This is a genomic window from Serratia sp. JSRIV006 (assembly GCF_019968685.1).
GTDB classification, from domain to species: Bacteria; Pseudomonadota; Gammaproteobacteria; order Enterobacterales; family Enterobacteriaceae; genus Chania; species Chania fonticola_B.
In genome coordinates, this window is the sequence record NZ_CP074137.1 from 1,020,500 (window position 1) to 1,046,498 (window position 25,999).

General features: G+C 50.9%; 31 protein-coding genes. 21 read left to right on the forward strand and 10 right to left on the reverse strand.

Features of this window, described 5'->3' with window-relative positions; all coding sequences use genetic code 11:
- Window positions 1-12: 12 nt before the first annotated feature.
- The 6 genes from KGP16_RS04630 to KGP16_RS04655 form a co-directional block, all read right to left on the reverse strand.
- Entirely contained in the window at window positions 13-777 is a 765-nt protein-coding gene (locus KGP16_RS04630; RefSeq protein WP_094982102.1) for a molecular chaperone, read from the reverse strand.
- Entirely contained in the window at window positions 774-1,493 is a 720-nt protein-coding gene (locus tag KGP16_RS04635; RefSeq protein WP_094982101.1) for a molecular chaperone, read from the reverse strand. Before KGP16_RS04635 ends, KGP16_RS04630 begins: the two co-directional genes overlap by 4 nt.
- A gap of 7 nt (window positions 1,494-1,500) precedes the next feature.
- Window positions 1,501-2,067, reverse strand: coding sequence for a fimbrial protein (locus KGP16_RS04640; protein ID WP_179248805.1), 567 nt, complete (start codon window positions 2,065-2,067; stop codon window positions 1,501-1,503).
- Window positions 2,042-2,758, reverse strand: a complete 717-nt coding sequence (locus tag KGP16_RS04645; protein ID WP_094982099.1) for a molecular chaperone — start codon at window positions 2,756-2,758, stop codon at window positions 2,042-2,044. Before KGP16_RS04645 ends, KGP16_RS04640 begins: the two co-directional genes overlap by 26 nt.
- Window positions 2,759-2,817: 59 nt before the next feature.
- A complete protein-coding gene (locus KGP16_RS04650) occupies window positions 2,818-3,369 on the reverse strand; it encodes a fimbrial protein (protein WP_094982098.1) in 552 nt (183 codons plus the stop codon).
- Between the two features lie 619 nt (window positions 3,370-3,988).
- Window positions 3,989-4,135, reverse strand: coding sequence for a LuxR C-terminal-related transcriptional regulator (locus KGP16_RS04655; protein WP_223500879.1), 147 nt, complete (start codon window positions 4,133-4,135; stop codon window positions 3,989-3,991).
- 588 nt (window positions 4,136-4,723) lie between these two features.
- Between KGP16_RS04655 and KGP16_RS04660 the strand changes: the two genes are divergently transcribed.
- Window positions 4,724-5,344 carry a LuxR C-terminal-related transcriptional regulator gene (locus tag KGP16_RS04660; RefSeq protein WP_094982096.1) on the forward strand — a complete coding sequence of 207 codons (621 nt, stop codon included), beginning with the start codon at window positions 4,724-4,726 and terminating at the stop codon, window positions 5,342-5,344.
- Between the two features lie 409 nt (window positions 5,345-5,753).
- Complete coding sequence (locus KGP16_RS04665) at window positions 5,754-6,326, forward strand: helix-turn-helix transcriptional regulator (protein WP_094982095.1); 573 nt, start codon at window positions 5,754-5,756, stop codon at window positions 6,324-6,326.
- 103 nt (window positions 6,327-6,429) lie between these two features.
- Here the strand turns inward: KGP16_RS04665 and KGP16_RS04670 are convergent, their stop codons facing one another.
- Together KGP16_RS04670 and KGP16_RS04675 are read right to left on the reverse strand one after the other, a co-directional pair.
- Window positions 6,430-6,924 carry a hypothetical protein gene (locus KGP16_RS04670; RefSeq protein ID WP_223500880.1) on the reverse strand — a complete coding sequence of 165 codons (495 nt, stop codon included), beginning with the start codon at window positions 6,922-6,924 and terminating at the stop codon, window positions 6,430-6,432.
- Window positions 6,908-7,690 (reverse strand): winged helix-turn-helix domain-containing protein, encoded by a 783-nt coding sequence (locus KGP16_RS04675; RefSeq protein ID WP_094982093.1) that lies wholly within the window; start codon window positions 7,688-7,690, stop codon window positions 6,908-6,910. The genes KGP16_RS04670 and KGP16_RS04675 overlap by 17 nt, the downstream gene beginning before the upstream one ends.
- Window positions 7,691-8,223: 533 nt before the next feature.
- On the opposite strand from KGP16_RS04675, the gene KGP16_RS04680 reads away from it, so the two are divergent.
- From KGP16_RS04680 to KGP16_RS04725, 10 genes are all read left to right on the forward strand, one after another.
- The gene (locus KGP16_RS04680; RefSeq protein WP_094982092.1) at window positions 8,224-8,766 is read left to right on the forward strand and encodes a fimbrial protein; all 543 of its coding nucleotides are present in this window, start codon (window positions 8,224-8,226) and stop codon (window positions 8,764-8,766) included.
- Between the two features lie 71 nt (window positions 8,767-8,837).
- Window positions 8,838-9,380 carry a fimbrial protein gene (locus tag KGP16_RS04685; protein WP_223500881.1) on the forward strand — a complete coding sequence of 181 codons (543 nt, stop codon included), beginning with the start codon at window positions 8,838-8,840 and terminating at the stop codon, window positions 9,378-9,380.
- A 13-nt stretch (window positions 9,381-9,393) separates the two neighbouring features.
- A complete protein-coding gene (locus tag KGP16_RS04690; protein ID WP_223500882.1) occupies window positions 9,394-11,904 on the forward strand; it encodes an outer membrane usher protein in 2,511 nt (836 codons plus the stop codon).
- A gap of 95 nt (window positions 11,905-11,999) precedes the next feature.
- Window positions 12,000-12,767, forward strand: coding sequence for a fimbria/pilus periplasmic chaperone (locus KGP16_RS04695; protein WP_371822668.1), 768 nt, complete (start codon window positions 12,000-12,002; stop codon window positions 12,765-12,767).
- A 190-nt stretch (window positions 12,768-12,957) separates the two neighbouring features.
- Window positions 12,958-13,122, forward strand: coding sequence for a hypothetical protein (locus KGP16_RS04700; RefSeq protein WP_181817579.1), 165 nt, complete (start codon window positions 12,958-12,960; stop codon window positions 13,120-13,122).
- Window positions 13,115-13,651 carry a fimbrial protein gene (locus KGP16_RS04705; protein WP_223500883.1) on the forward strand — a complete coding sequence of 179 codons (537 nt, stop codon included), beginning with the start codon at window positions 13,115-13,117 and terminating at the stop codon, window positions 13,649-13,651. The genes KGP16_RS04700 and KGP16_RS04705 overlap by 8 nt, the downstream gene beginning before the upstream one ends.
- A complete protein-coding gene (locus KGP16_RS04710) occupies window positions 13,648-14,136 on the forward strand; it encodes a fimbrial protein (RefSeq protein ID WP_071926044.1) in 489 nt (162 codons plus the stop codon). The genes KGP16_RS04705 and KGP16_RS04710 overlap by 4 nt, the downstream gene beginning before the upstream one ends.
- Before the next feature lie 10 nt (window positions 14,137-14,146).
- A complete protein-coding gene (locus tag KGP16_RS04715) occupies window positions 14,147-14,632 on the forward strand; it encodes a fimbrial protein (RefSeq protein WP_223500884.1) in 486 nt (161 codons plus the stop codon).
- 10 nt (window positions 14,633-14,642) lie between these two features.
- On the forward strand, window positions 14,643-15,188 hold the full coding sequence (locus tag KGP16_RS04720) for a fimbrial protein (RefSeq protein ID WP_223498922.1): 546 nt from the start codon (window positions 14,643-14,645) through the stop codon (window positions 15,186-15,188).
- 52 nt (window positions 15,189-15,240) lie between these two features.
- Window positions 15,241-16,062, forward strand: coding sequence for a PapG chaperone-binding domain-containing protein (locus KGP16_RS04725; RefSeq protein ID WP_223500885.1), 822 nt, complete (start codon window positions 15,241-15,243; stop codon window positions 16,060-16,062).
- Window positions 16,063-16,195: 133 nt separating this feature from the next.
- Here the strand turns inward: KGP16_RS04725 and KGP16_RS04730 are convergent, their stop codons facing one another.
- On the reverse strand, window positions 16,196-16,672 hold the full coding sequence (locus tag KGP16_RS04730; RefSeq protein ID WP_094982084.1) for a hypothetical protein: 477 nt from the start codon (window positions 16,670-16,672) through the stop codon (window positions 16,196-16,198).
- Window positions 16,665-17,462, reverse strand: coding sequence for a winged helix-turn-helix domain-containing protein (locus KGP16_RS04735; protein ID WP_115160364.1), 798 nt, complete (start codon window positions 17,460-17,462; stop codon window positions 16,665-16,667). Before KGP16_RS04735 ends, KGP16_RS04730 begins: the two co-directional genes overlap by 8 nt.
- A gap of 394 nt (window positions 17,463-17,856) precedes the next feature.
- Here KGP16_RS04735 and KGP16_RS04740 point away from each other — a divergent pair, with 394 nt between their 5' ends.
- From KGP16_RS04740 to KGP16_RS04780, 9 genes are all read left to right on the forward strand, one after another.
- Entirely contained in the window at window positions 17,857-18,528 is a 672-nt protein-coding gene (locus KGP16_RS04740; RefSeq protein WP_172413943.1) for a helix-turn-helix transcriptional regulator, read from the forward strand.
- Between the two features lie 159 nt (window positions 18,529-18,687).
- Entirely contained in the window at window positions 18,688-19,227 is a 540-nt protein-coding gene (locus tag KGP16_RS04745) for a fimbrial protein (RefSeq protein ID WP_059199840.1), read from the forward strand.
- Between the two features lie 41 nt (window positions 19,228-19,268).
- Window positions 19,269-19,847 carry a fimbrial protein gene (locus tag KGP16_RS04750; protein WP_223498923.1) on the forward strand — a complete coding sequence of 193 codons (579 nt, stop codon included), beginning with the start codon at window positions 19,269-19,271 and terminating at the stop codon, window positions 19,845-19,847.
- A gap of 18 nt (window positions 19,848-19,865) precedes the next feature.
- Entirely contained in the window at window positions 19,866-22,400 is a 2,535-nt protein-coding gene (locus KGP16_RS04755) for an outer membrane usher protein (protein ID WP_223500887.1), read from the forward strand.
- Window positions 22,401-22,414: 14 nt separating this feature from the next.
- Window positions 22,415-23,170 (forward strand): fimbria/pilus periplasmic chaperone, encoded by a 756-nt coding sequence (locus tag KGP16_RS04760; protein ID WP_059199841.1) that lies wholly within the window; start codon window positions 22,415-22,417, stop codon window positions 23,168-23,170.
- 74 nt (window positions 23,171-23,244) lie between these two features.
- Window positions 23,245-23,679 (forward strand): fimbrial protein, encoded by a 435-nt coding sequence (locus KGP16_RS04765; protein WP_223500889.1) that lies wholly within the window; start codon window positions 23,245-23,247, stop codon window positions 23,677-23,679.
- 14 nt (window positions 23,680-23,693) lie between these two features.
- A complete protein-coding gene (locus KGP16_RS04770) occupies window positions 23,694-24,176 on the forward strand; it encodes a fimbrial protein (RefSeq protein WP_223500890.1) in 483 nt (160 codons plus the stop codon).
- 9 nt (window positions 24,177-24,185) lie between these two features.
- Window positions 24,186-24,716, forward strand: a complete 531-nt coding sequence (locus tag KGP16_RS04775; protein WP_223500892.1) for a fimbrial protein — start codon at window positions 24,186-24,188, stop codon at window positions 24,714-24,716.
- 68 nt (window positions 24,717-24,784) lie between these two features.
- Entirely contained in the window at window positions 24,785-25,582 is a 798-nt protein-coding gene (locus tag KGP16_RS04780) for a hypothetical protein (RefSeq protein ID WP_223500894.1), read from the forward strand.
- Window positions 25,583-25,999: the final 417 nt, after the last annotated feature.

Consider the following 25,999-nt stretch of genomic DNA (forward strand, 5'->3'; position numbering starts at 1 on the left):
TTTAGCGCGTCCTTAAACATCCAATGGGGGCAAGTCCTGCTGACAAACGGGAGTATTCCAACCATCCTCATCAATAAGTTGCCACTCGACATGGCCGCTGGTCCCGGTAGGGGCGGGATAGCGTTGTTGTCCTTTCGGCGGCACCATCAAACGTAACGCGGGTTTATCCAGCGAGACGCGGTCCGATTTCAGCCGCGAAAAGGTGAGCCAATAGGGAGTGGGGTTATCGGCAATCAACTCTTTTCCCGCGCGGTGAAAACGCAGTTGGCAGGCCACGTCGGCCACGGCGCGTTTAGCCAATCCCTTAGGGCGGTAGAACAATTTCATATTGCTGACTACCGTCACCGCCATCTGGCCTACCGGCTGTGGTTGAACGTTTTGCACCTGCGCGGGGATCGCTTTCATGGAGATAAAAAATACCGACTCGCGATCTGTCGGCAAGGGTTCTCCATTGCGCCGGATACGCAGTGTCAGTTCACTCTTGGCCTCTAAGCGCGCCAGCGGTGGCGTGACAATAAACGGCATTTTCGCTTGCTCGCCCTCGCTCAAATCGACATCGCCGGTCTGGCTATCGACCGGGCGCACCCGGGACTGCATCAAATAGGCGGCTGCGCTTTTGTTGTCTACCGCCAAACTGACGCCTTGCTTGGCGCTTTCGGGATAAATCACCCGCAGAACATAAAATGAGATCCCCGTGGAGTCGGGCTCTGCCGCCTGGGGAGCGGTCAAAAACGGCAGGCTGCACAGCAGCAATATCGCTTGGCCAAGGTGTTTCATGCGGGTGGGTCCTTTGGTGATGGCAGGGCCTGCAGGCATGGTGCAGATAAGCCGCCGAAGTCGGTAATGGTTTGCCAAACGGCTTGTCTGGCCGACGGGTTGCCGGGGTACACCTGTGCGCTCATCGGGGCAATCATCGCTGGCTGGGTGTCCAGATCGATAAGCTGACCATCGAACTTCAGTGAAGCAAACGTGAGAAAATAGGGGGTCGGGTTGTCAATGCGCACCCCTGCTGCCGTAGGCGTCAATCGCAGTTGGCAACTGGCGTCCCTCGGGGCGATGTTGAGGCCCTCAGGGCGGTAAAACAGTTTGATGGCAAAGCGAAACCCCATCGATAAGTGCGCCTCTGCCAGTGCCGACTGTTTCTGTGCGGGGATCGCCAATACCGAAAGGTAAAACAGCGACTCCCGATCCGTGGGCAATGCCTGATCCTGTTTGAGGATGCGCAGTAATTGTTTGCGCTCAGGGCCGAGCTGCAACAGCGGCGGCGTGACGATAAATGGCGTTGGAGCCTGGTCGTCGAGTGCGCGTTGGATACGGCTTTGGATCAGAAATTTTTGTGTGCCGCTATTATTCACCGTGACGGTTTGTGCCCTGTCCGCTGCGGAAAACACCACCCGGGTCTGATTTAAGCTGATACCGCCGTCGGCTATTGCCATTGGTCCGGTAAAGAGCAACAGCAACAGTGCGATAGATGAATAGCAGGCAGATGACATGGCAACCTCAGCGGTAGGCGAATGTAAAGGTGATACGGGCGATAACCTTCCCCGGTTTCACCGTCGCGCAGCCGGTACTACCACCGCAGCTGATACCAGCAAAAAAGGGGAGGTCTTTACCGACCGGTATCTGCCCCATGGCCGCCAAGGGGAAAGTATCGGTAGGTTTGACCTCGGTACTGTTGTAATTGGGCATGTTGGCACTTTGTACCAATATCACCCCGCTCCCACCGGCACTGGAGTCGCTGCTGCGAAACAGCCATTTGCCATCTTGGGTCACGCCCTCACCGCTGACCGTAATCATCGGCTGTAGGCCAGCAGTGGCGACACCGTCACAGTTGCCAGCCTTGAGGGTAAACGGCTGTGAGTTGATCAGGGCACCGCTACGCAAGCGCGCCTGCGACATCTCATCCAGCGGCAGTACGCTTTTATCCAGGCTTAGGGAACAGGTGCCTGGCATGATCGTTGCGGAAAAGTTCAGCGTCACGGCGGGGGCCGTGCTGCTGGTTAATCCGGTAACCATAGCGAGTGAGATGAGGGATACCTTCTTAAGGCAGAGCCTGTTTAAACGCATCAACGCCTCCCTGATCGTTAATGGTCTGCCAGTCAATTGCCCCACTTTTCGCCGTGGTGGGATAGATATGGGAACCGAATGGCGCAATCATCAGCGCGTCCGGCGTATCCAACTTGAGCCGTTGCCCGGCAAAGGTCAGGCTGGCCAGGCTGACAAAATAGGGGGAGGGGTTACTGACCCGCAGCCCGCTATTGACGCGGGTGAAGCGCAGGTTTTTCTGTGCTGAACCCGAATCTGCTGGTAGCTCTGTAGGGCGATAAAACAGCTTGATGATGTTGCCGACGCCAAATTGGGCGGTGGCACTCACGTTGGCGCTCTGTTGGCTGGCGGTCGGCTCGGTTGCGGCTGGGATCGCCATGGCCTGGAAATAGAATACCGACTCGCGATCTTTGGGCAAGGATGCGTCATTACCGGTAATGCGGACCTGACTCTCGCTCTTGGCTTCCAGCCGAAAAACCGGTGGTGTGACCGTAAATGGAGCGGCGTCACGACTATCTGGGGTCAGGCTTACCGCAGCCTGTACCAGATAAGGCAAGGCGGGCTGAGTGTTGCGCAGCGTAACGGCAATGCTGCCTGCTCCCTGCGGGTAGATAAGCCGGGTGGCATTAATACCAAATCCCTCCGCCACTACGGCGGACGAACTGCACAGCAGCGCCATCAGGACGGGAAAAAATAGCGTTATGCGCGTCATTTATTGCCCCTTGGTAGGAAAAAAAAGCAGGCAGCCGAAGCCGCCTGCCTAGAGGTAAATCAGTTATAGGAGAAAGCAAACAGGATCGGTGCCTTGACGGAGCCAATGTTGGTTTTGTCCGCGCTGGTGGAGGCCAGGCCCACCTGCAGGCTCAGCGTTTTGGCATTAAAATCGCCAGCGGCTGGCGTTGCGCCTGCGGTTGCGATCAGGAGTTTGTCACCTGCCTTGATATAGACGTTTGGCTTGCTAACTTCGCTCAGCATGATACCGGTGTTGGTGCCGGTGGAGTTGAAGACGTTTGAGTTGGCAGCCAGCGTTTGGCCGCTGACGACCAGGTTAGCGGTATCAGCAGCGGCAACAGGGGCCTCACAGTTGTTCAGACCCACGGTGAACTGTTTCTGGCTGGACGCGATCGGGGTCAGAACGCCGGTAAATTGCTTGGGTGAAAAGTTACCCAGATCCAGGCTGTTGGTAGACAGTGAAACGTCACAGGTGGCAGCAACCACGTTGGCCGTTACGGTTAATTGGGCGTTAGTTGCCGCTTGAGCGTTGCCCGCTACGGCCAGTAAAACCAATGCAGCCGGAGCCAGAGTGAAAATTGATTTACGCATGAGTGCTATTCCTTTAGATTGAGATGGCTTATTAAAAACGAGTTGATGCTTGCTAGACTTACAGTTATCTCTGCTCAGAAATAACTGGATGTCTATCTGTTAACGGGTTTTTTATTCATTTACTACGCTAGGTAGGCGATATTTACTTCCGAAGGGGGCTCCCTCTGTATTTCGCTTTTAATAATTTCAAAATACGTCATGGTTGTCAAAATGTAAGGGTGGTGCATGGTTTAAATTTAATGCATTGATTTATAAGGTTTATTATTTAATTTATGGATTTTTTATGTGAAAATATTAGTTTTTAATTTTGTTACTTTAGGTTTTCATAGGTTTTTATTCTTATATTAATATTTACTTGGTTTTTATGTCTTTTTTTTGGGTGTTTTTTATGGAGTAGGTGAGGGAAAGGCATTTGTAGGCTATAGATAATAAAAAATTATGGAAATTATCTAAATTAAGTGGGTGCAGACCAATTTAATTATGTTGCGGATTGATAGTCTAAAAATAATTATGTCGCTATTACGTTCATAGAATAAAAAAAGTGGTTTTGCGTTCACCTAGGGGGGGGCAACTCTCGGCGATCCTAAGTCTGGATGAGCAGCTCGAGACTCTTGCGGAATCAGATCAAAGACAGGCCTACCAGATGAGAGGAGTCACGCAGTTCCATCCACCGGTACAACTCCTGGTTAGTCTTGACGCACAGTTTGCGCATGGCATTGCGCTTATGGCCATTGACAGTCTTGTCCTTGATGCCCTGCGGTGCCACGCCCGCTCATTCCTATGGCCAGATACTTCAGCACTTCAGTTCCTTGAGCGTCAGTAATGAGGAACATCCGCTTTTCCCTACCGTGGAGCGCTCTACTTCCTGCAGGAATAAGGCTTTGTCGAGTAGGGCTTCAATTGCCTAAAAATCAAAGCGTAAAAATACGCATTGATTGGGTTAGACATTCTGATTGAAAATTAATTTGCTGGGTTGTATTGAATGTCATGCTTTATTGTATTGCCGTTCATAACGGATTTAAATGGGAGTTTTCTCTTTGTTTTTTCTTTTTGTCTTATAATTGGTTGCATGCTTGAATAAATTCATCCATAAGCGATTATAAAATATGGGGAATATTTCTCATGATATCTAATGGTTATTGTAAGCAATAAAATCGATTGACGATAATAATTTTATAAGAATATACTGATAAGGCTGGGTGTAAAGGAATGTCATAACTTTATCCAGGTGGTGAGAGAGTTGTTTACATAAATCAAAGAGCCAAAAATTAATTTTGGTTTGCTCTGCCTATGGTATTAGAACCTGGATATACATTAAAGACGATATTGGGTTGCCAGTCATTGGTGCACCTGAATGCTGCGCGTTCCAATATGGATGGATTATTTTTACCAGGAGGTAAGTATTCCAATGATTCTAATAGACTCGGATTATTCCTGTTCGCTAAGTAAAATAACCTTTAAATCGATCATCGATTCCTTAAGGTGTGATCTAACCCCTGCCTTGCGTTATGGTGAGGGTTCAATCGCTTTTGTTGATGGGGATTCGGCTAATATCTACAGCGTCGTCAAGTCGGTTTACGAGTTACGCAAGAACAGCGAAGTTGTTTATATGGTCACATTGCTGTCAAAAGATAAAGATTGCTCCTCAGTGATCAGGCATTTATCTGATTATGTAGTGGATAAAAAAATCACCTATGACGATCTGCAACGGCTGATCAGAACCATGGTTACGGCAAAACCCAAGGCGTTAGCAGATAATGTTTTTGGCGATATCTGGGGGGATATCTTGAAGTCTTCTCATAAGGAGTATCTGGTGTTGAAGCTGTTGCTGGATGGCCACAGCCAATACAAAATAGCCAAAATGTTAAACTTATCGATAAAAACCATCAGCAGTTATAAGGTTAAGGCGATAAAAAGACATGGGGCAAGAAACTTCAACGAGCTCTACATGTTAAAGCTAAGCAATCATGATTGATATCATCCAATAGACAGCATCCTTGGCGGTGAGGTTAAGCAACAGGGTGAGTTGTTGCTGAATACCACCGCTGCCTCTATAGTGTTAAATCCCTTTTTATTGTTAAAAAAACTTAAAAAAAAGAATTTAAACCTATAAATAGTGTGTTTTTAGTTATAAATAACTCCGTGGTAACTTTTCATGTAAATTAAGGCTCAGATTGATGCAAGGCGCAGTTTGCCGGGTTTAGGCCTGGCAGGCCGCAATGTCAATCCTGAGTAGTCACGATAAGTTAGGTACCAGGTAGAGATCAGAAAAACCCTTAAGGGGTTAGGCCTCTGACGTCGATTCACAATGAACAAGGTTATCTTGGATAGCCTTAGGCCTGGTACTTCACCAAATCTACATATTATTTTGCAGGAAGTTACCCATGTTTATATTTGACACGAATTACCCTTGCCATTTTAATAAGATTGCCTTCGATTCAATAGTCGAGTCCTTAAGTACTGAGCAAAACTCAAACTTACGTCATAATGAAAGTTACGTCGCTTTTATTGACGGGGACTCAAACGATATATACAACACCATAAAACAGATTTATGGTCTGAAAAAGGAAGGCAAAACAATTTATGTGATCACGCTGCTTTCCAAAGGTAAAGAGTGTTCTGCGATGGTTAAGCATTTATCCGACTTTGTGGTCGATAAAAAAATTGCCTATGCCGATCTGAAAAATCTGGTCAAAACTATGGATTCAGCGCAACCCAGGACGGTAGCGGATAATCTCTTTGGTGATATTTGGGGGGAGGTACTGAAGTCGTCGCAGAAAGAGAACCGAGTATTAAAGCTTTTAGTGGAGGGTTACTCGCAATCACAAATAGCCAATATGCTGCACCTTTCGATAAAAACGGTCAGTGGCTATAAGGTCAAGGCGGTAAAACGGCATGGAGCAAGAAACTTCAATGAACTTTATATGCTTAAGTTCGGTAATACTCATGTGCAATAAACCACGACATACTCGTGCGATGGCGTTGGATGTTATCCTTCAGCCACCGCATTCACCGAATGGCTAGAGAGAGCGCTTTATAGCTTAGCTATAAATTGGCCTGTTATGGATTGTGTATGCACATCATGACTGGCGAAAAGTCATTCCACAACAAATAGCCATCACCGACTTCGGTGATCCTCAATTGTCTGGCTTTCACCGAAAAATCAAAAATGGACTGGTTAAACAGCTCATTCGGCATAGTATCGCTGGCATTTTTATTGACATCCACCAGCTGCAAGGCGAGGTGGCCATTACCTTCATAGCGATAGTCAAAATTGACGTTACGCAGAAGATTATACTTTACTGCGCCAGCGCTATCCCTGACCGTTGCGGAAATATGCATCCTCCCATGGCTTACACCATCAATATGCAAACTCATGACGCCCCGAGTTTGTAAGTCGCTTTGTACCAGGAAAAAGGCGGCACAGCTCACTTTGGGGCCTTTCTCAGTAATGAAAAATTTGTGCATCAGGAGGTTGAAGAGCAAAGCTACTGCGACAAAGGCGAGAGCAACCACCCCGATGAACTTGCCTGAGTGATTATTTAGCGAAAGCATAGACGCCCTTACAGTCAGAGAAATGAGACAGGGTATGATCACTATTGGTACAACGGATTATGAAGGCTCTGCCGGATTGTTGGTAGGCATAGTGTTCACCAGAGTGAAAAATAAACACCTCATTGTTGGCGCACGGAACATGCGCAGCAGCCAGCTCTGCGGCGAGTTTTTCCTTGCGTGCAGCAATGTCAGGCGAGCTAGCGCTAAGCGTATAGAGAGGACAGGTTGCTATATTGCCAATTTTATACAAAGTAGATTTTGGGAAACGGTAATCCAGATGATCAGTAGCGAAACGGAAAGGTTGTAGGACCAATAAGGTTGAGATGATCAAGCTGATCGCGAGCAACGCGGGTTTATACCCTCTGAGTAGCCTTGATTGCTTTATTGCAGGTTGAGCTTTGGTGCTCGTGGTTTCAACGCTCGGCGGTGTTTCCTGATTGTAAGATACCAATTTCCCGGAGATATAAAACCCGACGCGAGGAATAGTTTTAATGATCTCTTCCTCACAACCTAACTCACTCAATGACTTACGGATCAGCGAAATATACTGATTGACCGAGTTACTCGACGGTTCCAGACCATATTTATTCCAGATATTATTGAGTAATTCTTCACGGCTTACCATTTTATCGGCGTTTTCCAACAGGTAGGTAAAGAGCCGGGCAGGAATGGTAGTGAAGGAGACCCGTCTATCGGGCTGCGCAATGTTCCACATCGCCCCGTCTGAGCTTCTGAACGCAATCATGTTAAAAATCGTAAAAACCATGTCTCCCCCTGCAGGTTAAGATCTGACTCCACCTGATTAAACCAGCCTACTCTGCTGTTAGGCTACAGTACAGTGTCGCAGTCTCACAATTTTAAATTATAGCTGACACGGTCTCCTGCTTGTGGCATCACGGTATGCATAAGAGGGGAAAACGCTTAGCTCGCGACGAGTGGTTGCGCGAATGTTAAAAAACGTTTATCTAATGTATTTCGTGCAGAAAGTGTTGATAACAATACCCTGCATAGGCTTTTTTTGCCTATTTTTTAGCAAAAAAAAGATTAATTAAAATACTGTTTTTTTATTTTTATTAGTATATTCATGTGCTTAATGGATTCGTTATTAAGGCGTTTTTTTTTATAAGACAGTAAGAGAAAACAAAGAGGAATGTCCTATATAAGTATTTTTCTCTGGCGTTATTATAGCGCCAATCCTAAGCAACGGCATTATTGTTGGGTAGTGATAAAAGGCGTAAAAGTGTATTTCACAATTCGCCTAATATTTTAGTTAATATATAAATCATAGGAACGGATTTCATGAAAGTTAAAGCAATTGCAATGATCATTGGCGCTTCCCTGGTGGCTAGCACGGCTTACGCAGCTAACCAAGGCGAAGGCAAGATCACCTTTACCGGCTCTATTACTGATGCACCTTGCTCTATCGCTGCAGGTTCACTGGATCAAGTTATCCCATTGGGTGCCGTGTCTAACGTTGTTCTGGCAGCTAACAATAATACCGGTGTTTCTACGCCACAAGCTTTCAGCATTGAGCTGAAAGATTGCGTCATTGCTACTGCAGGCACCAAAGATAAAGTCTCTGTGACCTTCACCGGCACGGCTTCTTCATATGATGCTACCAGTCTGGGTCTGATCGGTACTGCTGAAGGTGCTTATATTCTGATGTCTCAGGCTGACGGTGCCAAAGTGGCTCTGAACACCCCTACCGCAGCTCGAACTTTGGTTAATGGTACCAACAACTCCCTGACCTTCACTGCTGCTTTGAAAGGTGGCGGCGAAGATGCCGTGATCAAACCAGGTAGCTTCCAGGTTCCAACCAACTTCGTACTGTCTTATCAGTAAGTCTGTTGCGTAGTGTTGAACAACCTGCGGCGGCTCTGCCGCAGGTTTTTTTGCGCCCCATAGAGCTGTTAATGAAATGGACTTATGACGCTTCACCTTGTGTGGTGCCTTCCCTGCTGATGTGTTGTGCCCTGGCGTTTTCCGGGTGTGCATTTTCCGCTGATGTGCTGGGGCAGGGGCGCGTCAGCATGGAAGGCGCCATTGTAGAGACGCCTTGTGCGATTGAAGTCGGGGACCATGACCAGAGTCTGGTAATGGACACCCTCCCGGTCAGCCAACTGATCCGGGAGGGGCACGGGCCAGAAAAAGAGTTCTCCATACGCCTGGTGAATTGCGTTCTGGTCCGTATTGACGCGACAGCTCCCTATTGGCAGCGCTTTCAGGTGACCTTTGATGGCGACGACGAACACGGTCATTTCGACATGAGCGGAGAGGCACGCGGCGTGGTGTTGATGATACGTGATGCCAAAGGCGAGGTAGCAGCACCGGGTGATGCTTTGAGGCCAGCTCCATGTTGCCAGGAGAGAGGCAACCGCATTACACCTGATAATCAACAGACGTTGCGGGCAGGGGATTACCGTACGGCAATACGGTTCAGAATGGATTATTACTGAAGGGACTTTCTTCATGGCGCGTTATTTTTCCCGCTCCCTGCTTGCCATCTTGTATCAGGCCAGCTTGGGCAGCAGCGTATTGCTCGGCGCAGTGAGCGTGGCCCAGGCAAAAGATATCCAGTTCAACACGGATGTCCTGGATCTCAAGGATCGTGACAACATTGATTTAGGCCAGTTTTCGCACCAGGGCTTTATCCTGCCGGGTACTTATGATCTTGCTTTGAGCTTGAATAACCAGGTGCAACCGGCACGCCCGGTAACCTTCTTGGCGCCGGACGACGATCCGAAAGGCAGCCAGGTCTGTCTGAGCAAAGAGATGGTGGACCAGTTGGGTCTGACCAAGGCCGCATTGGCTGGTTTGACCTGGTGGCATCAAGGCGAGTGTCTGGATCTGGCTAGCCTGGATGGGCTTCAGGCCCGTCCCGATCTCGGTACCAACACGCTGTACCTCAGCATCCCGCAGGTTTATCTGGAATATAGCGGTGCGAACTGGGATCCGCCTTCGCGCTGGGAAGAGGGGATCCCTGGCATTTTGCTGGATTACAACCTGAATACTCAAGTTCAGCGGCAGAACCAGAACGACACCCAGAATTACAACCTCAGCGGCAACGGAGTGGCAGGGGCGAACCTGGGAGCTTGGCGGCTACGGGCTAGCTGGCAGACCAGGATCGACCATCAGAGCGATTCGGCAAAAGAGAATACCCGCAGTTTTGACTGGACACAGTATACCGCCTACCGGGCGATTGTACCGTGGCGCGCCAAGCTGACGTTGGGGGAGGATTTCCTCAATTCCGACATCTTTGACAGCTTCCGTTTCACCGGGGGCAGCCTGGTCTCGGATGACAACATGTTACCGCCGAATTTGCGTGGCTATGCACCAGAAGTGACCGGTGTGGCACGCGGCAACGCCAAGGTCGTGATCAGCCAGCAGGGGAGGGTGATCAAGGAAGTCCTGGTCGCCTCCGGACCATTCCGTATTCAGGATCTGGATAGCGCGGTCTCTGGTTCATTGAATGTGCGGGTTGAAGAGGCTGACGGCAGCGTACAGAACTTCAAGGTTGATACCGCCACCATTCCGTATCTGACCCGGCCAGGACAGGTGCGCTTCAAGCTGGCGATGGGCCGTCCATCTGATTGGCAACATAAGGTCAATGGGCCGATGTTTGCCACGGGGGAGTTCTCCTGGGGCGTGAGTAACGGTTGGTCGCTGTACGGCGGCGGGCTGGGAGGGGATGGATATTCGGCCCTGTCACTGGGGATGGGGCGTGATTTGATGGCCTTTGGAGCCTTGTCTGCGGACGTGACTCAGTCCCGGGCTCGGTTACCGGATCAAGGTACTCAACAGGGGGGGTCTTACCGCCTGAGCTACTCGAAGCGCTTTGATGATACCGGCAGCCAGGTCACCTTTGCCGGCTACCGCTTCTCCGACAGCGGTTTTATGTCGATGGCGGACTACTTGAGTGCCAAGGATAACGCCAATGGGATAAGCCTAGGGCGTAGCAAGGAGATGTACACCCTGTCCTTCAGCCAGCAGTTCGAGTCGCTGGCGATGAGTGGGTACCTTAACTACAACCACCAGACCTATTGGAACCAGGCTACCAGTGACCGCTATGACATGACGCTGGCGCGCTATTTTGATATTGGCCGCTTTCGTAACATCAACCTGTCGCTGACGGCTTATCGCAACAATTTCAGCAACACCAAGGATGACGGCATGTATCTGTCGCTGTCCATGCCGTGGGGAAGCAGCGGCATGCTGGGTTATAACGGGTCTTATGCTGCGGGAGACAATACCAACTCGGTCAACTATTCCGATCGGGTTGGTGATACCGACAACTATACGGTCCGGGCTGGGATGGCAAATAGCGATGCTGATTTCAGCGGCTATTACTCACACCGTGGCACCCTGGCACAGGTGAATGGCATGGCCAGTTACCGCTCCGGGCAGTATAGCTCGGCAGGGGTGTCGATGTCGGGCGGAGCTACCCTGACGGGTGAAGGCGGCGCTTTACATCGTACATCGATCATGGGCGGGACGCGGATGCTGGTTGATACCGATGGTGTAGCAGGAGTGCCGGTGGGCGGTTATGGCAACACGGTTAACTCCAATATCTTCGGTAAAGCGGTAGTGGCAGATGTGAACAGTTATTACCGCAGCAGCGTACGTATCGACGTAGACAAACTGGCGGATAACGCCCAGGCCACCGGCTCGGTGCTGCAAGGCACGCTGACCGAAGGGGCCATTGGCTATCGTCACTTTGAAGTCGTAGCGGGCGAGAAGGCGATGGCGGTAATACGCCTGGCCGATGGTTCGGTGCCGCCTTTCGGAGCCACGGTACTGAACGCCAAGCAACAGGAAACCGGCATGGTGAACGATGCAGGCAACGTCTATCTCAGCGGTATCAAGCCGGGTGAGACCATGACGGTGCACTGGAACAGTGCCGAACAGTGCCGCATTACGCTGCCGAAGGAAATACCGGTGGGGATGACCGCCAACCTGCTGCTGCCTTGTGTAAACGGATAACGGCAGCGAATTAAACCCGATGAACAGTAAAGGGCGTCGTCGCCTGCTGGCTTAAGAGTCGGCAGGGATGACGTCTGATAGGAAGAGTAAAGGTAATGATGATGAAAAGATTTTTAGTGATGAGCCTGTTGGCTGGGGCCACGGTGGCCACCCTGGTTCCGTCTGCACAGGCGGCTATTTCCCTGGATCGGACCCGCGTGGTGTTCCCGGGGAATGAAAAGTCGGTGAGCCTGACCGTGCGCAATCAGAACCCTGAACTGCCTTATCTGGCTCAGGGCTGGCTGGAGGATGCCCACGGCATCAAGCTGGAAGGGAACAGTGCGTTTACCGTGCTGCCACCGGTACAGCGTGTTGAACCCAAAGGGCAGACCCAGGTAAAAATCCAGGCAACGCCGGGAGCCAACATGTTGCCACAGGATCGCGAATCGCTGTTCTTCTTCAACCTGCGGGAAATCCCACCGAAAAGCGACAAATCGAACGTATTGCAAATCGCGCTGCAGACGCGCATCAAGATGTTCTATCGCCCGGCAACATTGGCCGAAGCGGCGGCTAAGCAACAGGCGACGCCGTATCAGGAGCAACTGACGCTGAGCAAAAAGGGTGACCAATACACCGTCAACAACCCAACGCCGTATTTTGTGACGTTGATTGGTGCCAGCGCCAGGAAACAAGGCGACGTGGTAAAAGGTTTTGAACCGGTGATGGTGCCACCGAAGGGCAGCGTCAAGCTGGGCGGCAGTGCGGCGGCATTAGGGGCGAGCCCGGTGCTGGTGTATGTCAATGACTACGGCGGCCAACCGACGCTGACTTTCAAATGCAGTGGCAGCAACTGCCAGGTGGATGAAAGCAAGCGCGATAAATAATCACCCGGCATCAGTGGTGGTGATGGGCGGTGCCTGGCGGGTATGAACCGTGAAGGAAGAACAAGGAAAACAATCATGGAAAAGAGAAGACTGCCCGGCAAGACGGCAAAGTGCTCCGTCCTGAGCGGACTGGCACTGGCTGCCCTGCTTTCTCCCGTGGCGCAGGCTGCTATGGGGTTGCGTCTGACGGATGACTCCCGCCGCGACGTCGTGCCGGGGGTTGGCCGGACAGCCGCAGTTGCTGACACCTGGCAACAACGTACTGACCTACTATATCGCGCCGGAGCGTACCGGGGCGCCGCTACAAGCTGGCGCATATCTGGCCCATATCAACTTCAGGCTGAGCTATGAATAGGCTGGTTTATCGGCTTAAGGGCCGTTCCGCTCTCAGGAGCTTTTGGCGTACGGCTCTCGGTATGGTGGGGAGCCTGGTGTTGTGTCTGTCTGTGGCACAGGCCAGCAACCAGCTTGCGCTCACCATCAAGGGGATAGTGATGACGGGACCTGCTTGCATAGTGAATGGTAACACCGCGATTGACGTGAACTTTGGCAGTGCCTTGCAGACCACCAGCATTGATGGCAACAACTATGCCACGCCGGTGCCGTTTTCCCTTAGCTGTACCGGCAGCGCTTCCAGCTTGCGTCTGCGGTTCCAGGGTTCGGCTAGCGGTTTTGATCCTGACGTGTTGGCAACCAACTTTACGGATCTGGGGATCAAGCTGTTGAAACCGGACAACAGTGCGTTAGCGCTGGGTGAATGGTTTACCTTCAGTTATTCGGCCACGCCGCCTGCCATCAGTGCCGTGCCGGTGAAACGGCCGGGGGCCATTTTGCCGGGTGGAGTCTTCAACAGCACGGCAACGCTGCTGGTGGAGGTGTTATGAAACAGCTAACAGCGGTATGGCCTGTTCTGGCCCTGACGATCGTTCTGAGTAGCGCTTTACCGGCGCAGGCCGTGGACGTCAAGTTCACCGGCACCCTGGTGGTACCACCACCCTGCGTGATTAACAGCAACAGCGATATTTCGGTGGTGTTTGGCAACGATATGCTGGCCGGGCGGATAAATGGGGTGAATTACGAACAGCCCATCACTTATACGCTGGACTGCACTGGCGCGACCTCCGCAACGCTGAAACTGCAATTTCAGGGCGGAGGGGCAGGTTTTGATGCCAGTGTGCTAGGTACCAGCAAAACCAATCTGGGCCTCGAGTTGCGCAGTGACGGCGTCAAATTGCCGATGAACACCTGGCTGAATTTTACCAATCCGGCTCGTCCTGCACTGACGGCAGTTCCGGTTAAGGCCACGGGTAGCACTTTGAGTGGAGGGGCCTTTACCGCGGCTACCACGCTGTTGGTGGACTATCAGTGAGAGATGAATAATGACGGCTAAAACAGTTTCCCTGGCAATGTTGCTGGGCATGATGGCTGCACTGGTGCAACCAACGCAAGCGGTGCAGGTGAACTTCCAGGGCGGCCTGGTAGAGGCACTGCCCTGTACTATCAATAACGGTGACCCGATCGAAGTGGATTTTGGTGACAACCTGGTGATCCGTAATCTCGACGGGGTACGTTACCGCAAGCCGGTGCCTTACCAGATTGATTGCAGCGCCGCAGGGTCAGTTCGGATGAGCATTCAGGGCACGGCAACCCGTTTTGATGGTGCTGCCATTCAGAGCAGCATCGCGGGATTGGGCATTCATATGTCGCTGGGAAATGACAATCCGTTTTATCTGAACTCGTTTGCCAGCCAAGTTACAGCGCAATTCCCCCCGCCAATAATGGCGGTACCAGTGGCCGATCCGGCGCAGCCACCGAGCCCGGGAGCATTTACCGCACGCGCCACGCTGCTGGCCGAATACCAATAGGAGCCGTTTGATGAAGCAATGGCAAGCGTTACCACGGATCGGTCTGGCACTACTGTCAACCTGCCCGCTTTTATTTTGCACCTCGGTTCAGGCAGTTGAGAACATGGAATTCAGAGGCGCGCTGGTGAATGCGCCCTGTACCCTGCGCCCGGGTGACGAGGCCATAGAGCTGAATTTTGGCACGCTGGTTAATAAGTTCCTGTACACCAATACGCGCACCCCCAGCCAGGCGTTCTCGCTGCATCTGGATGACTGTGATACGGCGGTGGCAACGGGTGTGAAGCTGACCTTTATGGGCACCGAGAGCACGGCATTGCCAGGGCTGTTGGCGCTGGATGCTGCCAGCGTGGCCCGCGGGGTGGCAGTGGGGATGGAAACAAGCGCTGGCCAGGCATTGCCGCTCAATGTCCAGGGCTCCACCACGCCACTGACGCAGGGCAACATGACAATAGCTTTGCAGGCCTATGTGCAGGCAGAACCTGCGGCCAAGGCCAACCAAGGGATAGTCGAAGGGGGATTTACGGCCACGGCGACTTTTGCGCTGGAGTACCAGTAGCAAGCCGTGCCGCCTGATAGCGGCCCTTTCCTGAAACCGAGATTTGAGAAATATGTACAACATCGTGAAACGAATACAATCGCTGATTACTTTACTCTGCCTGATGGCCAGCCCGTCCAGCTTTGCTGCGTTCGTCATCACCAGTGCGCAATTCGACCAGGCAACACAAGAGCTGTTCTTCACCTATACCGACGGTGTCGAACAATACGATACAACAAACATCCGCCCAGGCACGACCTCGTTCTTTAACGTGTGTGTGACCAAGAATAATGTTGGATGGAATGCCTATGCCACTGATACCTACTGCGCCTTTAGTTATTATACTTCCACCTATGCAAAGAATTACTATTATTGGTCGGATTTCCAAACGGAACTAATGAAGAGAACCGGGCTCGGAACAGGTGGGAGCTGGAAGGGCAAAGCTAGCAGGGTTAATACGAACATAGGAAACACTCGCACCTGTGTTGTCTATGAAGGTCCTAACAGCACTAATGCGAGGCTGACAACGTCGTGCGTAAACACTGTTCTCAAACCCTTCACCACCGGGTGCGATATAACCGGGCCAACAGTGCTCGACCATGGCCTGGTGGACAGCACTGACTTTAATGGGAATACCGCCAGCCTTACGGCGAAGATAACCTGCCCGACTCCCGCTAAGGTTGTGATAACTGTCCCAGCTCTATCGGATAACACCGTCAATTTCTACAATGGAATACAATCGACTATCACTATCAACGGCTCAAAATTCCCGCCGCCAATCACCATTAATGGTTCGGCAGATGTGCAGATTGCATCGACTCTCGCCCCCACTGGGGGTACCGTCAAGGCTGGCGCGTTCAGCGGGTCTGCGGTTGTTGTGGTAGATGTGCTGTAGATAAGCCGTACCAAACCACGGCGATATTATCACCGTAGGAAAGAGATACTTTCCTACGGTTTTCTGTTTTAGCCATTCGATCTCAGCGTTAACGAGCATCCTCCACAAAGTGAAACTCGTTAACGTCAAAATTTCACTTACGTGCACAGTAAAATGACGGTACCTGCCCGGTAGAAAAAACGTACCCTTCTTTGGTAGCAGGGTAAGCGGTGAAGTCGAACTTCAGCCCCGGTTCCAGGTAAAAAAGAGGGAGGTAACGGGCGAGATCTTTGCTGTCACTGTTGTCGGCCGGTGTGGTCACCGCTGAAATTGACTTAAGATGATAAACTTGTTTCATCTGATTGAAATCAAAATAGCTTTTTCTGCTGACGCTGGTGGTCTTATCGCCCTGCTTAAGGGTGCCCTTCAGGCTGGCGATGCCATTATCACCCTGGAAGATAAAGTTAACCATGAGGGCCAGTTCCGCATCATCTTTGTGAACCAGCAGCATGGCTTCGCAGTTAAAATGTGTTTGCTGATATTGGCTATAGAGGCGGTATGCTCCCAGCGCGAGCAACAGGAACAACAAAGAGAGTAGTGTAAATACACCGAAAAGTTGGGGCTTATTCATGATGCTGCCACTCCAGATAATATTCAGAAATACAGAGATTCTTGGTCCCTGAAGCAAATGGCCATTCGCAGCGAATGACTGAGGCTCGTGGAACCAATGGGTTGGCAGTAAAGTAGACAACCTCCTGTTTTTTGCAGGTGAAGTTGTTCTGCGCAATAAATTGCCTGTAGGACTGCAACGATGTCTGGCCGCTGTGGAGGTAGACCGAACACTGCTCTATATTCCCTACGAAGTTAAAATGAGAGAAGAAATTCTTGTTCTCTGTGCTATTCCATGCAGCTAACAGCGCAATACCGACACCAAAAGAGAGACTAAGCAATATTGCCCACAGATGGCGAGGCCGAGAGGATGCTTTTTTATCCACTTTGCTGGGTGTTGGCAGTGGGTTTTCCTCTACACTAAATATTTCTTCGGCAGAGGTTGTACTCGTGTCCGGTATTATTTTTGCTACCGGAACCATTGAGGGAACGGTAAGGCCCTGGCGGGGCACTGTTTTTATCACTGCTTGCTCATAGCCGGCAAGCTTTAATCCTTTACGTAACATAAGGATGTTTTGGTAAAAGGTATTGTTAGACACCTCTAAACCATTTTTTTGCCATCCGGCTTCAAACAGATCCCGCTGCGGAACCAGTTCACCTTGTTGGCTTAATAATAGCTGAAGGCAGCGTGAGGCTGCGATAAATAGCGTGATTTTCTCACCGTTGACACGAGAGTAAAGCAAGTTTTCCTCAGGCCAGAACTCAACGCTATCACCGATGAGATAATAATAACCGCTACAGTTACTAGTCATTCCTTTCACTTCCTTGTCCAAAATCACGAGCGTTATTAAAACAAAAAACAACGGATAGTATACGATTTTATTAAATGAGATTTTTCTTGCTGATTGTTAAAGCATCACCGTTGAACCGCCAGGATACAGGCCGTTACTGGTCTTGCGTAATAAAACTTAGCAAGATTTTTCTGATTAGTAAATTGTTTAATATCGATTAATGCTCAAATATTCCGCTCTAGGCATCTTCTTAAGCTTGGTTGATCTTAAGTGAAATTTTTCTCATCACCATGATTTTATTGATTTTTTTATATTAATTAAATGAAATTTCACAGGTTGATATAAATTGATTATGACATTTTGGCGTCGGTCGCTAACATGCATCCAACTTTTCAGCGATAGTGGCGGGAAGCAGATGTACGATAGCCGATATGGATTTGGCGATAAGTTTGGTAGTGTTATGGATGACGGGTGTGGTGTGAGTGAATATGATTTCGATTATCATAGTGAAGATATCACTGAGATTTCGTTCCATATCTCCAGCAACAATAGCTACTTTTTACAAGGTATCAGATGTAATTTACTTAAATTGCAGCAACAGCATGGTCATACTGCCTTTGAACATTCGATATCGGATGGTTCGGCACGTAGTGCGTTGTTGATTAGCGAAATGATACGTGAGAAGAAAAGCCGAACGTTGATGGTGGTGATTGCCAGTACTGCGTTATTGAATATATTGTCGCTAAGCATTGAGCAACGCTATAGAGATCGGGTTGTTTTTATTGCGGCCAATGAGTGTTCGCATGCACTGCTGAAACAGATTGCCGATTCACCAAATACAACATGGGCAAAACGCGACAAGTTTATCCCTAAAGGGACCCTGGCTGCGTTAAGCAATAGAGAAAAACGAATTTGCTATTATCTTTTTCGCGGATACACGCCAAAAATGATCGGTGCGATTTTAGGTATTAATATAAAGACGGTCAGCAGTCATCGCGTGTCCGTTATGAAGAAAATTGGTTGCACCAATAAAATAGGTTTATATAAGACCCTGCGGGTCTATTACGGTACCAGTGTGGAAGGCTGACCGTTATAACCTACCTTGAGTGCCCGGAGTATAAAAAATGAAGCGTATCCCTATTGGATAATGGGCGAGCGTCTCATGTTTTTTGCAGTCCCCAGACCATGTTTGACATGGATGGTTATTAGTCGTTTATATCAATTTATTTAATAAAGGAATAGAAATATGAAACTGAACAAATTCATGGTTGCCGCAATCGCTTTGGGTTTTGTTTCTGCTGCCAATGCTGCACAGGATGCGGGCCATGGCACAATCGAATTCTACGGTTCCATCATTGATGCACCTTGCTCTATCGCCCCAGGCGATGACAACCAGCGCATCCCAATGGGCCAGATCGCTAACGTAGCGCTGAAAGACGGCGGTAAATCTACCCCTGAAAACTTCTACATCCACCTGGAAAACTGTGATGCATCTACCCTTAAAACGGTAACCACCACCTTCACAGGTCCAACTTCTGCAGGTAACGCCGATCTGCTGGGCATCACCGGTACTGCTCGTGGCGCTAGCCTGGCTATCACCGACGGTAGCGGTACGCTGATCAAACTGGGCCAGCCAACTGCTCCACAGGGCATCCAGGATCAAACCAACATCCTGAACTTCTCTGCTTACCTGCAGGGCGACATGGGTGCAGACGGTAAAACTGCTGCAGAAATCGTCCCAGGCGACTTCAGCACCACCACGACCTTTACCCTGGCTTATCAGTAAGTTTTAACCGGTTTAACGGTCACACATGCGGGGAAACCCGCATGTTTATTCTTAAGGTCATGGTGTCGAAGGGAATTAACAGCGTGAACAACATGGAATATATCGTGGCGAGTTGCCTGCTCAGCGCTCTGTTTAGCGTAACCGCAACGGCGGATACGTTTTTGGGACGGGGCCGTGTCGTCATGGAAGGCAGCATTATTGAAACTGCCTGCGCCATTGAGATGAGCAGCCGTGAGCAAGTGATTGAGATGATCACCGTTCCTGCGTCACAGATTGCTCATGATGGGCAAGGTATCGCCAAACCTTTTGTTATTCGCTTAATTAACTGCACCTTGCCACGCTTTGATCCCACGATGCCCGATTGGCAAGCATTCCGCGTGACCTTTGATGGTTTGAAGGATGGCGCATTACTGGGTATTGAAGGCGAGGCCCAAGGCGTTGGGCTACAGATCAAAGACCAATCAGGCAACATCGCATTACCCGGCGTAGCTATGCCCCTGGCAGAGTTAAGCTCCGGAGATAAGCTCCTGCAATACACCGTAAACCTGTTGCCGAATCACCAGATACTGCGAGCCGGTGAGTACCGCTCCACCGTGCGTTTCAAAATGGATTATTACTGATAAACGGAATTTTTATCGATGGCCAAACCTGTTGCGAATTCTACTTTCCGGCTGCGCGGATTGTGGGTCTGTATTGCTTTATCGCTGGGAAGCCCGGTTTATCTTACGCATGCCGCAGATGATATCCAGTTCAATACCGATGTGTTGGATATTAAAGATCGGGAAAATCTCGATCTCAGCCATTTCTCCCGTGGCGGCTATATTATGCCAGGGACTTACACCATGGCGGTGTTTCTCAACCAGCAGCAAATCGCGGAGCGTTCAATCACCTTCGCGCCCTCTAAAGCAGATCCTAAAAGCAGCGAACCTTGCCTGACGCCTGAACTGATCGAGCTGTTTGGCCTGAGAGACAGCGTGCTCAAGGACATTATCTGGGAAGACGATGGGCAATGTCTCGATCTGCAAAGTATTTCAGGATTGACGGTACAGGGCGATTTGGCGACGTCATCCCTGCAGCTCAGCGTGCCGCAAGCCTATCTTGAATACAGTTCTGAGGATTGGGATCCGCCTTCCCGTTGGGATAACGGCATTACCGGTGCGTTGTTTGACTATAACCTGAATTTCCTGACCTCGCGCCAGCAGCACCAGGATCAGGCCTATAGCCTGAGTGGTAATGGGACTACCGGGGCCAACTTTGGCCCTTGGCGTCTGCGCGCGGATTGGCAGTTGCAGATGAGAAATCAGTCTGGCGGCAACGGCGAAAATAGCCTGGATTGGAGCCGTTATTACGCTTATCGGGCCTTGCCCAAGCTGCTTGCCCGCCTGACGCTGGGGGAAAACTTTCTCAATTCCGATATTTTCGACAGCTTCCGTTTCACCGGCGTTACGCTTAATACCGATGACAACATGTTGCCACCTAACTTACGCGGCTATGCTCCGGAAGTCAGTGGCGTCGCCAAAAGCAATGCCAAGGTGACCATTAGCCAGCAGGACCGCGTGTTGTATGAAACTCAGGTCGCCCCAGGCCCGTACCGTATTCAGGATTTGAATGATGCGGTTTCCGGCCAACTGCAGGTTCGCGTTGAGGAGCAGGATGGCAGCGTGCAGGAGTTCACCGTGAACACTGCCAGCATCCCTTATCTGACCCGTCCAGGTTCGTTGCGCTATAAACTCGCGGCAGGTCGGCCAAGCGATTGGAAACACAACGTCAGCGGGCCACTGTTCTCCACCGGCGAATTCTCCTGGGGGGTTAGCAACGGCTGGTCACTGTACGGTGGCGGCGTGGGGAGCGACGACTATAACGCGTTGGCGCTGGGGGTGGGCCGCGATCTGATGATGCTGGGTGCACTGTCGTTCGATGTCACCCAATCCCGGGCTAATTTGCCGCAGGAAAGCTCGTTGTTTGGTAACTCTTATCGCCTCAGTTATTCCAAGCGTTTTGACGATTATGACAGCCAGGTGACGTTTGCCGGCTATCGCTTCTCAGAACGCAACTTCATGAACATGAGCGAATTTTTGGACGCACGGACTACCGGTTACCGCACCCAGAGCAGCAAGGAGATGTACACCGTTACGTTCAATAAGCAGTTTGTCGACCTGGGCCTGAGCACGTTTATCAACTACAGCCACCAGACCTATTGGAACGACAGTGCCAACGATCATTATAACCTGTCGCTGGCGAGATACTTCGATCTGGGCAAGTTCAAGGATCTTAACCTCTCGTTGACCGCCTATCGCAACAAATTTAACGGCACCAATGACGACGGCATGTATCTGGCGCTCACCATTCCCTGGGGTCACTCCAGTTCCATCACCTACAGCGGGTCATGGGATCGCAATGAAAACACTCACCAGGTGGGTTATTTCGGCCGTGTGAATGACGCCGACTCCTATCAGATCAGTGCAGGCGCTGCTCGCCAAGGCGCGGTTGCCAGCGGTTACTACACCCATTTGGGCAACGACGCGCAAGTGAGTGCCAACGCGGGTTATCAAGCTGGGCGCTCCAGCTCTCTGGGCCTGATGCTGCAAGGTGGGGTCACGGCGACCGGGGAGGGCGTGGCTATGCATCGGATTGGCATGCCAGGCGGAACGCGCATTTTATTGGATACCGACGGAGTCGCAGGCGTTCCTGTGCGCGGCTATGGTGCCACCACCTTATCCAACCGCTTTGGTAAAGCCGTGGTGTCCGATCTCAACAGCTACTACCGCAACCAGGTCAGCATCGATCTGAACGCGCTGGACGATAAGACCGAAGCGCTCAGTTCGGTGCAGCAGGCGACATTGACCGAAGGGGCGATTGGTTTACGGCGTTTTGAAGTGGTGGCTGGTGAAAAAGCGATGGCGGTGGTTCGTCTGGCTGACGGGTCATCACCGCCTTTCGGGGCTACGGTACAAAATAGCAAGCAACGGGACGTTGGCATTATCAACGATGACGGCAGCGTTTACCTGAGTGGTATTCAGCCCGGAGCCAAGATGACCACCAGTTGGAATGGTATCACCCAGTGCGAAATAACGCTGCCAACGCATATCCCACCGCAAGGGACACAGAATTTACTGCTGCCTTGCCGGCCAATCGCCGCAGGGGAAAATCCGGCAACGGAAAACAGAAGCTGAACGGAAAAAGACTGATGAAATTAACGACCACACATTTATTAACTGCTGGCGCATTGCTGCTGGCCATCCTTACCTCACAGGCTAATGCGGCGATTGCCCTGGATCGTACCCGGGTGATTTATAACGCTTCCAGTAAGTCTGTCAGCATGAACGTCAGCAATGAAAACAAACACCTGCCTTATCTGGCTCAGGGGTGGATTGAGGATGAGCAGGGGAACAAGATCACCAGCCCGCTGATCGTTCTGCCTCCGGTGCAGCGTATTGAGTCTGGTGCCAAAAGCCAGGTGAAAGTGCAGGGACTGCCAGCTTTGCAGCAATTGCCGCAGGATCGTGAATCGCTGTTCTATTTCAACCTGCGTGAAATTCCACCGCGTAGTGACAAGCCGAATACGCTGCAAATTGCGCTACAGACACGCATTAAACTGTTCTACCGCCCGCAGGCGATTGAACCGACCAAGGAACAGATGAGTACGCCGTGGCAGGAAAAAATGACGCTGACGCGCCAGGGCGATCGCTATGTGATCAACAACCCGACGCCGTATTACATCACTATCGTTGAGGCTAGCACCACTAAAGGTGGCCAGAGCGCCAAAGGGTTTGTTCCGTTGATGGTTCCCCCTAAATCCAATGCACCGTTAAGCGCCAGCGTCAGTGCTTTAGGTAGCGCGCCGGTGCTGACCTACGTGAATGACTTCGGTGGCCGCCCAGAACTTATTTTCCGCTGTGCGGGTGATACCTGTCAGGCAGAACCTGGCAAACGTAACTCATAGCCTACACGCAACAGAGGTGAACTATGCCGTGGATAACGTCGACGGGACTTGCAGGTTTGATACTGGTTTTGGGCATGTCATCAGCCGTTGCTGCGACGTCCAACCTGACTATCTCGGGCAACATTTTACTGCCGCCGCCCTGCGTGATTAACGGGGATCAAACCATCATGGTGGATTTTACCAACGAGGTGATGACGACCCGGGTTGATGGTATCAACTACCGTCAGCCGGTGCCTTACACGTTGGAATGCTCGGCAGGCAATACCAACGCGTTAAAAATGCAGATCCAGGGCACGGACGCCGGTTTTGCCGGCGCTCTGCAAACCTCGAAAGGCGATCTGGGGATCGCCTTGTCAAATGACGGCCAGGCAATGCCAGTGAATAGCTGGCTGAATTTCACGCTGCCAAATCAGCCTGTATTGTTTGCCACCTTGGTGAAGCGCCCAGGGGGCACTCTCACCGCTGGCTACTTTACGTCGGTAGCCACGATGGTGGTCGACTACCAGTGAAACGGGAGAAAGGAATGGGATCGGTTGCAGGGATGTCACTATTGCTATTGTTTGCTCTGCTGGCCATAAGCCCACTGCAAGCGGCAGAAAATATGGGCTTTAGCGGTACGTTGATTGAGCCACCTCCTTGCCAGGTGAACAATGGCAAAGACCTCGACGTGCCTTTTGACCGGATCGGCGTCAATAGCGTGGATGGGGTGAAGCACCGCAGGCAGGTAGATTACGTGCTGGACTGTTCGGCGGGATCTGCATGGAGCATGGTGCTGACGTTGATCGGCCCGGGTGCCGCCTTTGAGCCGGCAACGCTACAGACCAACATTGCCAATTTGGGCATCAAAATTTACCAGAACGGCGAGCCGTTTGAGCTCGGTACGCCTATCTCTATTGACCCAAAAAATCCACCGATGTTAGAAGCCGTGCCGGTTAAAAAACCGGGCACCGAGCTGACAGAAGGGGCCTTTGAAGTCACGGCGACGCTGCTTGCGGATTACCAATAAGGAGCTGATATGCGGCAAATACTGAGATATCTCTGCGCCACCGTCGCTCTGCTAGTGCTGAGCCAGGGCGTGCAGGCGGCAAAGATGCGCTTACACGGCACGCTGGTGGCGGAACCTTGCATCATCCCTCCGGGTGAAGAAACCATTCCGTTGGATTTTGGTACGGTGATCGACAAACAGTTGTATCACAATCAAAGAACCCGCAGTTGGGAGTTCAAACTGCATCTAAGCAACTGCGATCAGACGTTGAGCAAATCGGTACAGATCACCTTTACCGGGGTGGAAAATCCTGCCTTGCCGGGATTACTGGCGCTGGATGCCTCCAGCCAGGCATCGGGCATTGGTATTGGCGTTGAGACAGAAAATGGCAATCCTGTGCCATTGAACCAGTTGGGCACTCATCGCTACCCATTAGCGGCAGGGGACAACTATCTGCGCATGATGGCTTATGTGCAAGGCGAGCCAGACGCGATTACCAACCGAACCATTAACCGCGGCCCTTTCAGTGCCAGCATGACCTTTGCATTGACCTATGACTAGGGGCTGACGCCGCTTGGCCTCTGTGAAGGCGCTAATCAGTAACAGCGCAGAGCAATAAGGAACAGATAATGACGTTAATAGGAACAGCACTACTCAAAAGAACCGTGCTGGTTGCTGGTCTGCTGATGCCTCTATATGGTTACACCGCCGGAATCGATGTGAGCTGGACCGGGCCAAAGCAACAGACCATTAGTGCCCAGCCTGATGGTATCGGTGGCTACACCACTGTGTGTAAAACCGGCAAGACAGTTTACTTTTACGCGATATTGAGTACCACCACGGGTATGTATCAACGAATGATTGCCTCCGCGTCGGGGGTGGCAAGCGGAAACTGTAGTGAAGTTTTAGCAAAAGTCCTCCCTATCACGTTTACATTGCAAGCCAATGAAATAAGTTTCTTCGGGCTGGGTCAGGAAGTTGGCAAACGTCCTGCGGATGGTCCGACTATGAACGTTTCTCTTGAACATAACAGCGGAACCGGTGATGGCTGGAAGCCTCAGCCACCGCCAGGCCCCGCCTGTTCACTGATTGGTACTTCGGTAGACATCAGTTATGGGGACATTCAGGCTGCTAGCGTGCCAGGATTGAAAAAAAGCTCTGACTTGTTCGTTAAATGCACTGCCAGTGCTACGGTTAAAGTGACGGTGATCGGTTACACGACCACCACCGGTATCAAGCTGCGTATGGATGGCTCGCTGGCGGCGGATTTGTTTGTCCGCGACCAGCCAGCCAATGTTGGCACTCTGGAAAAGATCGCGGCCAATCAAACGATAGCCGTACCCATCGCTTCGATATTGAAGGTTAACGGTAATCTGGCGGGGGGGGCTTTTCGCGGTTCGGCAGTGATTAATGTGGATATTCTTTAACGTGTTATCCTGAGGACGTCAGCCTGCGTTTTGCGGGCCGACGCCCTCAGCCGTTTCCGACAGGTTCCACGACCGTCTACCGCGCGGGTTGTTATTACCGTTCCACTGCCTTCCCTTTATCTGAACTTCTCAATCAATAAAGCGAATACACGTAATAAGCTAATGTATTACCGCTATAGTTATGTGACATTCTGTCAGGTTAAAAATAACAGGATGAACAATTGATTAGCAAAATAGCGTGATGGCATTTTCATCTTATTACAAAATTTAAAATTCTTTTTGGCTGATTTTTGTCTACCAGAGTGATTAGGAGAAAACCTCGTTTTAGCTGTAGGTGTCAGGCTAGTCCTGGCCTTGCTTAAAAAACGCTCTTTTGGTGAGATAAATCTTACGCTTGTGAAGTGTTGGAAATAGCCC

What these genes read in the sequence shown, in the direction of transcription:
- KGP16_RS04630 (WP_094982102.1), bottom strand. Translation starts at nt 777, where the DNA reads ATGAAACACCTTGGCCAAGCGATATTGCTGCTGTGCAGCCTGCCGTTT.
- KGP16_RS04635 (WP_094982101.1), bottom strand. Translation starts at nt 1,493, where the DNA reads ATGTCATCTGCCTGCTATTCATCTATCGCACTGTTGCTGTTGCTCTTT.
- KGP16_RS04640 (WP_179248805.1), bottom strand. Translation starts at nt 2,067, where the DNA reads ATGCGTTTAAACAGGCTCTGCCTTAAGAAGGTATCCCTCATCTCACTC.
- KGP16_RS04645 (WP_094982099.1), bottom strand. Translation starts at nt 2,758, where the DNA reads ATGACGCGCATAACGCTATTTTTTCCCGTCCTGATGGCGCTGCTGTGC.
- KGP16_RS04650 (WP_094982098.1), bottom strand. Translation starts at nt 3,369, where the DNA reads ATGCGTAAATCAATTTTCACTCTGGCTCCGGCTGCATTGGTTTTACTG.
- KGP16_RS04660 (WP_094982096.1), top strand. Translation starts at nt 4,724, where the DNA reads ATGCTGCGCGTTCCAATATGGATGGATTATTTTTACCAGGAGGTAAGT.
- KGP16_RS04665 (WP_094982095.1), top strand. Translation starts at nt 5,754, where the DNA reads ATGTTTATATTTGACACGAATTACCCTTGCCATTTTAATAAGATTGCC.
- KGP16_RS04670 (WP_223500880.1), bottom strand. Translation starts at nt 6,924, where the DNA reads ATGCTTTCGCTAAATAATCACTCAGGCAAGTTCATCGGGGTGGTTGCT.
- KGP16_RS04675 (WP_094982093.1), bottom strand. Translation starts at nt 7,690, where the DNA reads ATGGTTTTTACGATTTTTAACATGATTGCGTTCAGAAGCTCAGACGGG.
- KGP16_RS04680 (WP_094982092.1), top strand. Translation starts at nt 8,224, where the DNA reads ATGAAAGTTAAAGCAATTGCAATGATCATTGGCGCTTCCCTGGTGGCT.
- KGP16_RS04685 (WP_223500881.1), top strand. Translation starts at nt 8,838, where the DNA reads ATGAAATGGACTTATGACGCTTCACCTTGTGTGGTGCCTTCCCTGCTG.
- KGP16_RS04690 (WP_223500882.1), top strand. Translation starts at nt 9,394, where the DNA reads ATGGCGCGTTATTTTTCCCGCTCCCTGCTTGCCATCTTGTATCAGGCC.
- KGP16_RS04695 (WP_371822668.1), top strand. Translation starts at nt 12,000, where the DNA reads ATGATGATGAAAAGATTTTTAGTGATGAGCCTGTTGGCTGGGGCCACG.
- KGP16_RS04700 (WP_181817579.1), top strand. Translation starts at nt 12,958, where the DNA reads ATGACTCCCGCCGCGACGTCGTGCCGGGGGTTGGCCGGACAGCCGCAG.
- KGP16_RS04705 (WP_223500883.1), top strand. Translation starts at nt 13,115, where the DNA reads ATGAATAGGCTGGTTTATCGGCTTAAGGGCCGTTCCGCTCTCAGGAGC.
- KGP16_RS04710 (WP_071926044.1), top strand. Translation starts at nt 13,648, where the DNA reads ATGAAACAGCTAACAGCGGTATGGCCTGTTCTGGCCCTGACGATCGTT.
- KGP16_RS04715 (WP_223500884.1), top strand. Translation starts at nt 14,147, where the DNA reads ATGACGGCTAAAACAGTTTCCCTGGCAATGTTGCTGGGCATGATGGCT.
- KGP16_RS04720 (WP_223498922.1), top strand. Translation starts at nt 14,643, where the DNA reads ATGAAGCAATGGCAAGCGTTACCACGGATCGGTCTGGCACTACTGTCA.
- KGP16_RS04725 (WP_223500885.1), top strand. Translation starts at nt 15,241, where the DNA reads ATGTACAACATCGTGAAACGAATACAATCGCTGATTACTTTACTCTGC.
- KGP16_RS04730 (WP_094982084.1), bottom strand. Translation starts at nt 16,672, where the DNA reads ATGAATAAGCCCCAACTTTTCGGTGTATTTACACTACTCTCTTTGTTG.
- KGP16_RS04735 (WP_115160364.1), bottom strand. Translation starts at nt 17,462, where the DNA reads ATGACTAGTAACTGTAGCGGTTATTATTATCTCATCGGTGATAGCGTT.
- KGP16_RS04740 (WP_172413943.1), top strand. Translation starts at nt 17,857, where the DNA reads ATGTACGATAGCCGATATGGATTTGGCGATAAGTTTGGTAGTGTTATG.
- KGP16_RS04745 (WP_059199840.1), top strand. Translation starts at nt 18,688, where the DNA reads ATGAAACTGAACAAATTCATGGTTGCCGCAATCGCTTTGGGTTTTGTT.
- KGP16_RS04750 (WP_223498923.1), top strand. Translation starts at nt 19,269, where the DNA reads ATGTTTATTCTTAAGGTCATGGTGTCGAAGGGAATTAACAGCGTGAAC.
- KGP16_RS04755 (WP_223500887.1), top strand. Translation starts at nt 19,866, where the DNA reads ATGGCCAAACCTGTTGCGAATTCTACTTTCCGGCTGCGCGGATTGTGG.
- KGP16_RS04760 (WP_059199841.1), top strand. Translation starts at nt 22,415, where the DNA reads ATGAAATTAACGACCACACATTTATTAACTGCTGGCGCATTGCTGCTG.
- KGP16_RS04765 (WP_223500889.1), top strand. Translation starts at nt 23,245, where the DNA reads ATGTCATCAGCCGTTGCTGCGACGTCCAACCTGACTATCTCGGGCAAC.
- KGP16_RS04770 (WP_223500890.1), top strand. Translation starts at nt 23,694, where the DNA reads ATGGGATCGGTTGCAGGGATGTCACTATTGCTATTGTTTGCTCTGCTG.
- KGP16_RS04775 (WP_223500892.1), top strand. Translation starts at nt 24,186, where the DNA reads ATGCGGCAAATACTGAGATATCTCTGCGCCACCGTCGCTCTGCTAGTG.
- KGP16_RS04780 (WP_223500894.1), top strand. Translation starts at nt 24,785, where the DNA reads ATGACGTTAATAGGAACAGCACTACTCAAAAGAACCGTGCTGGTTGCT.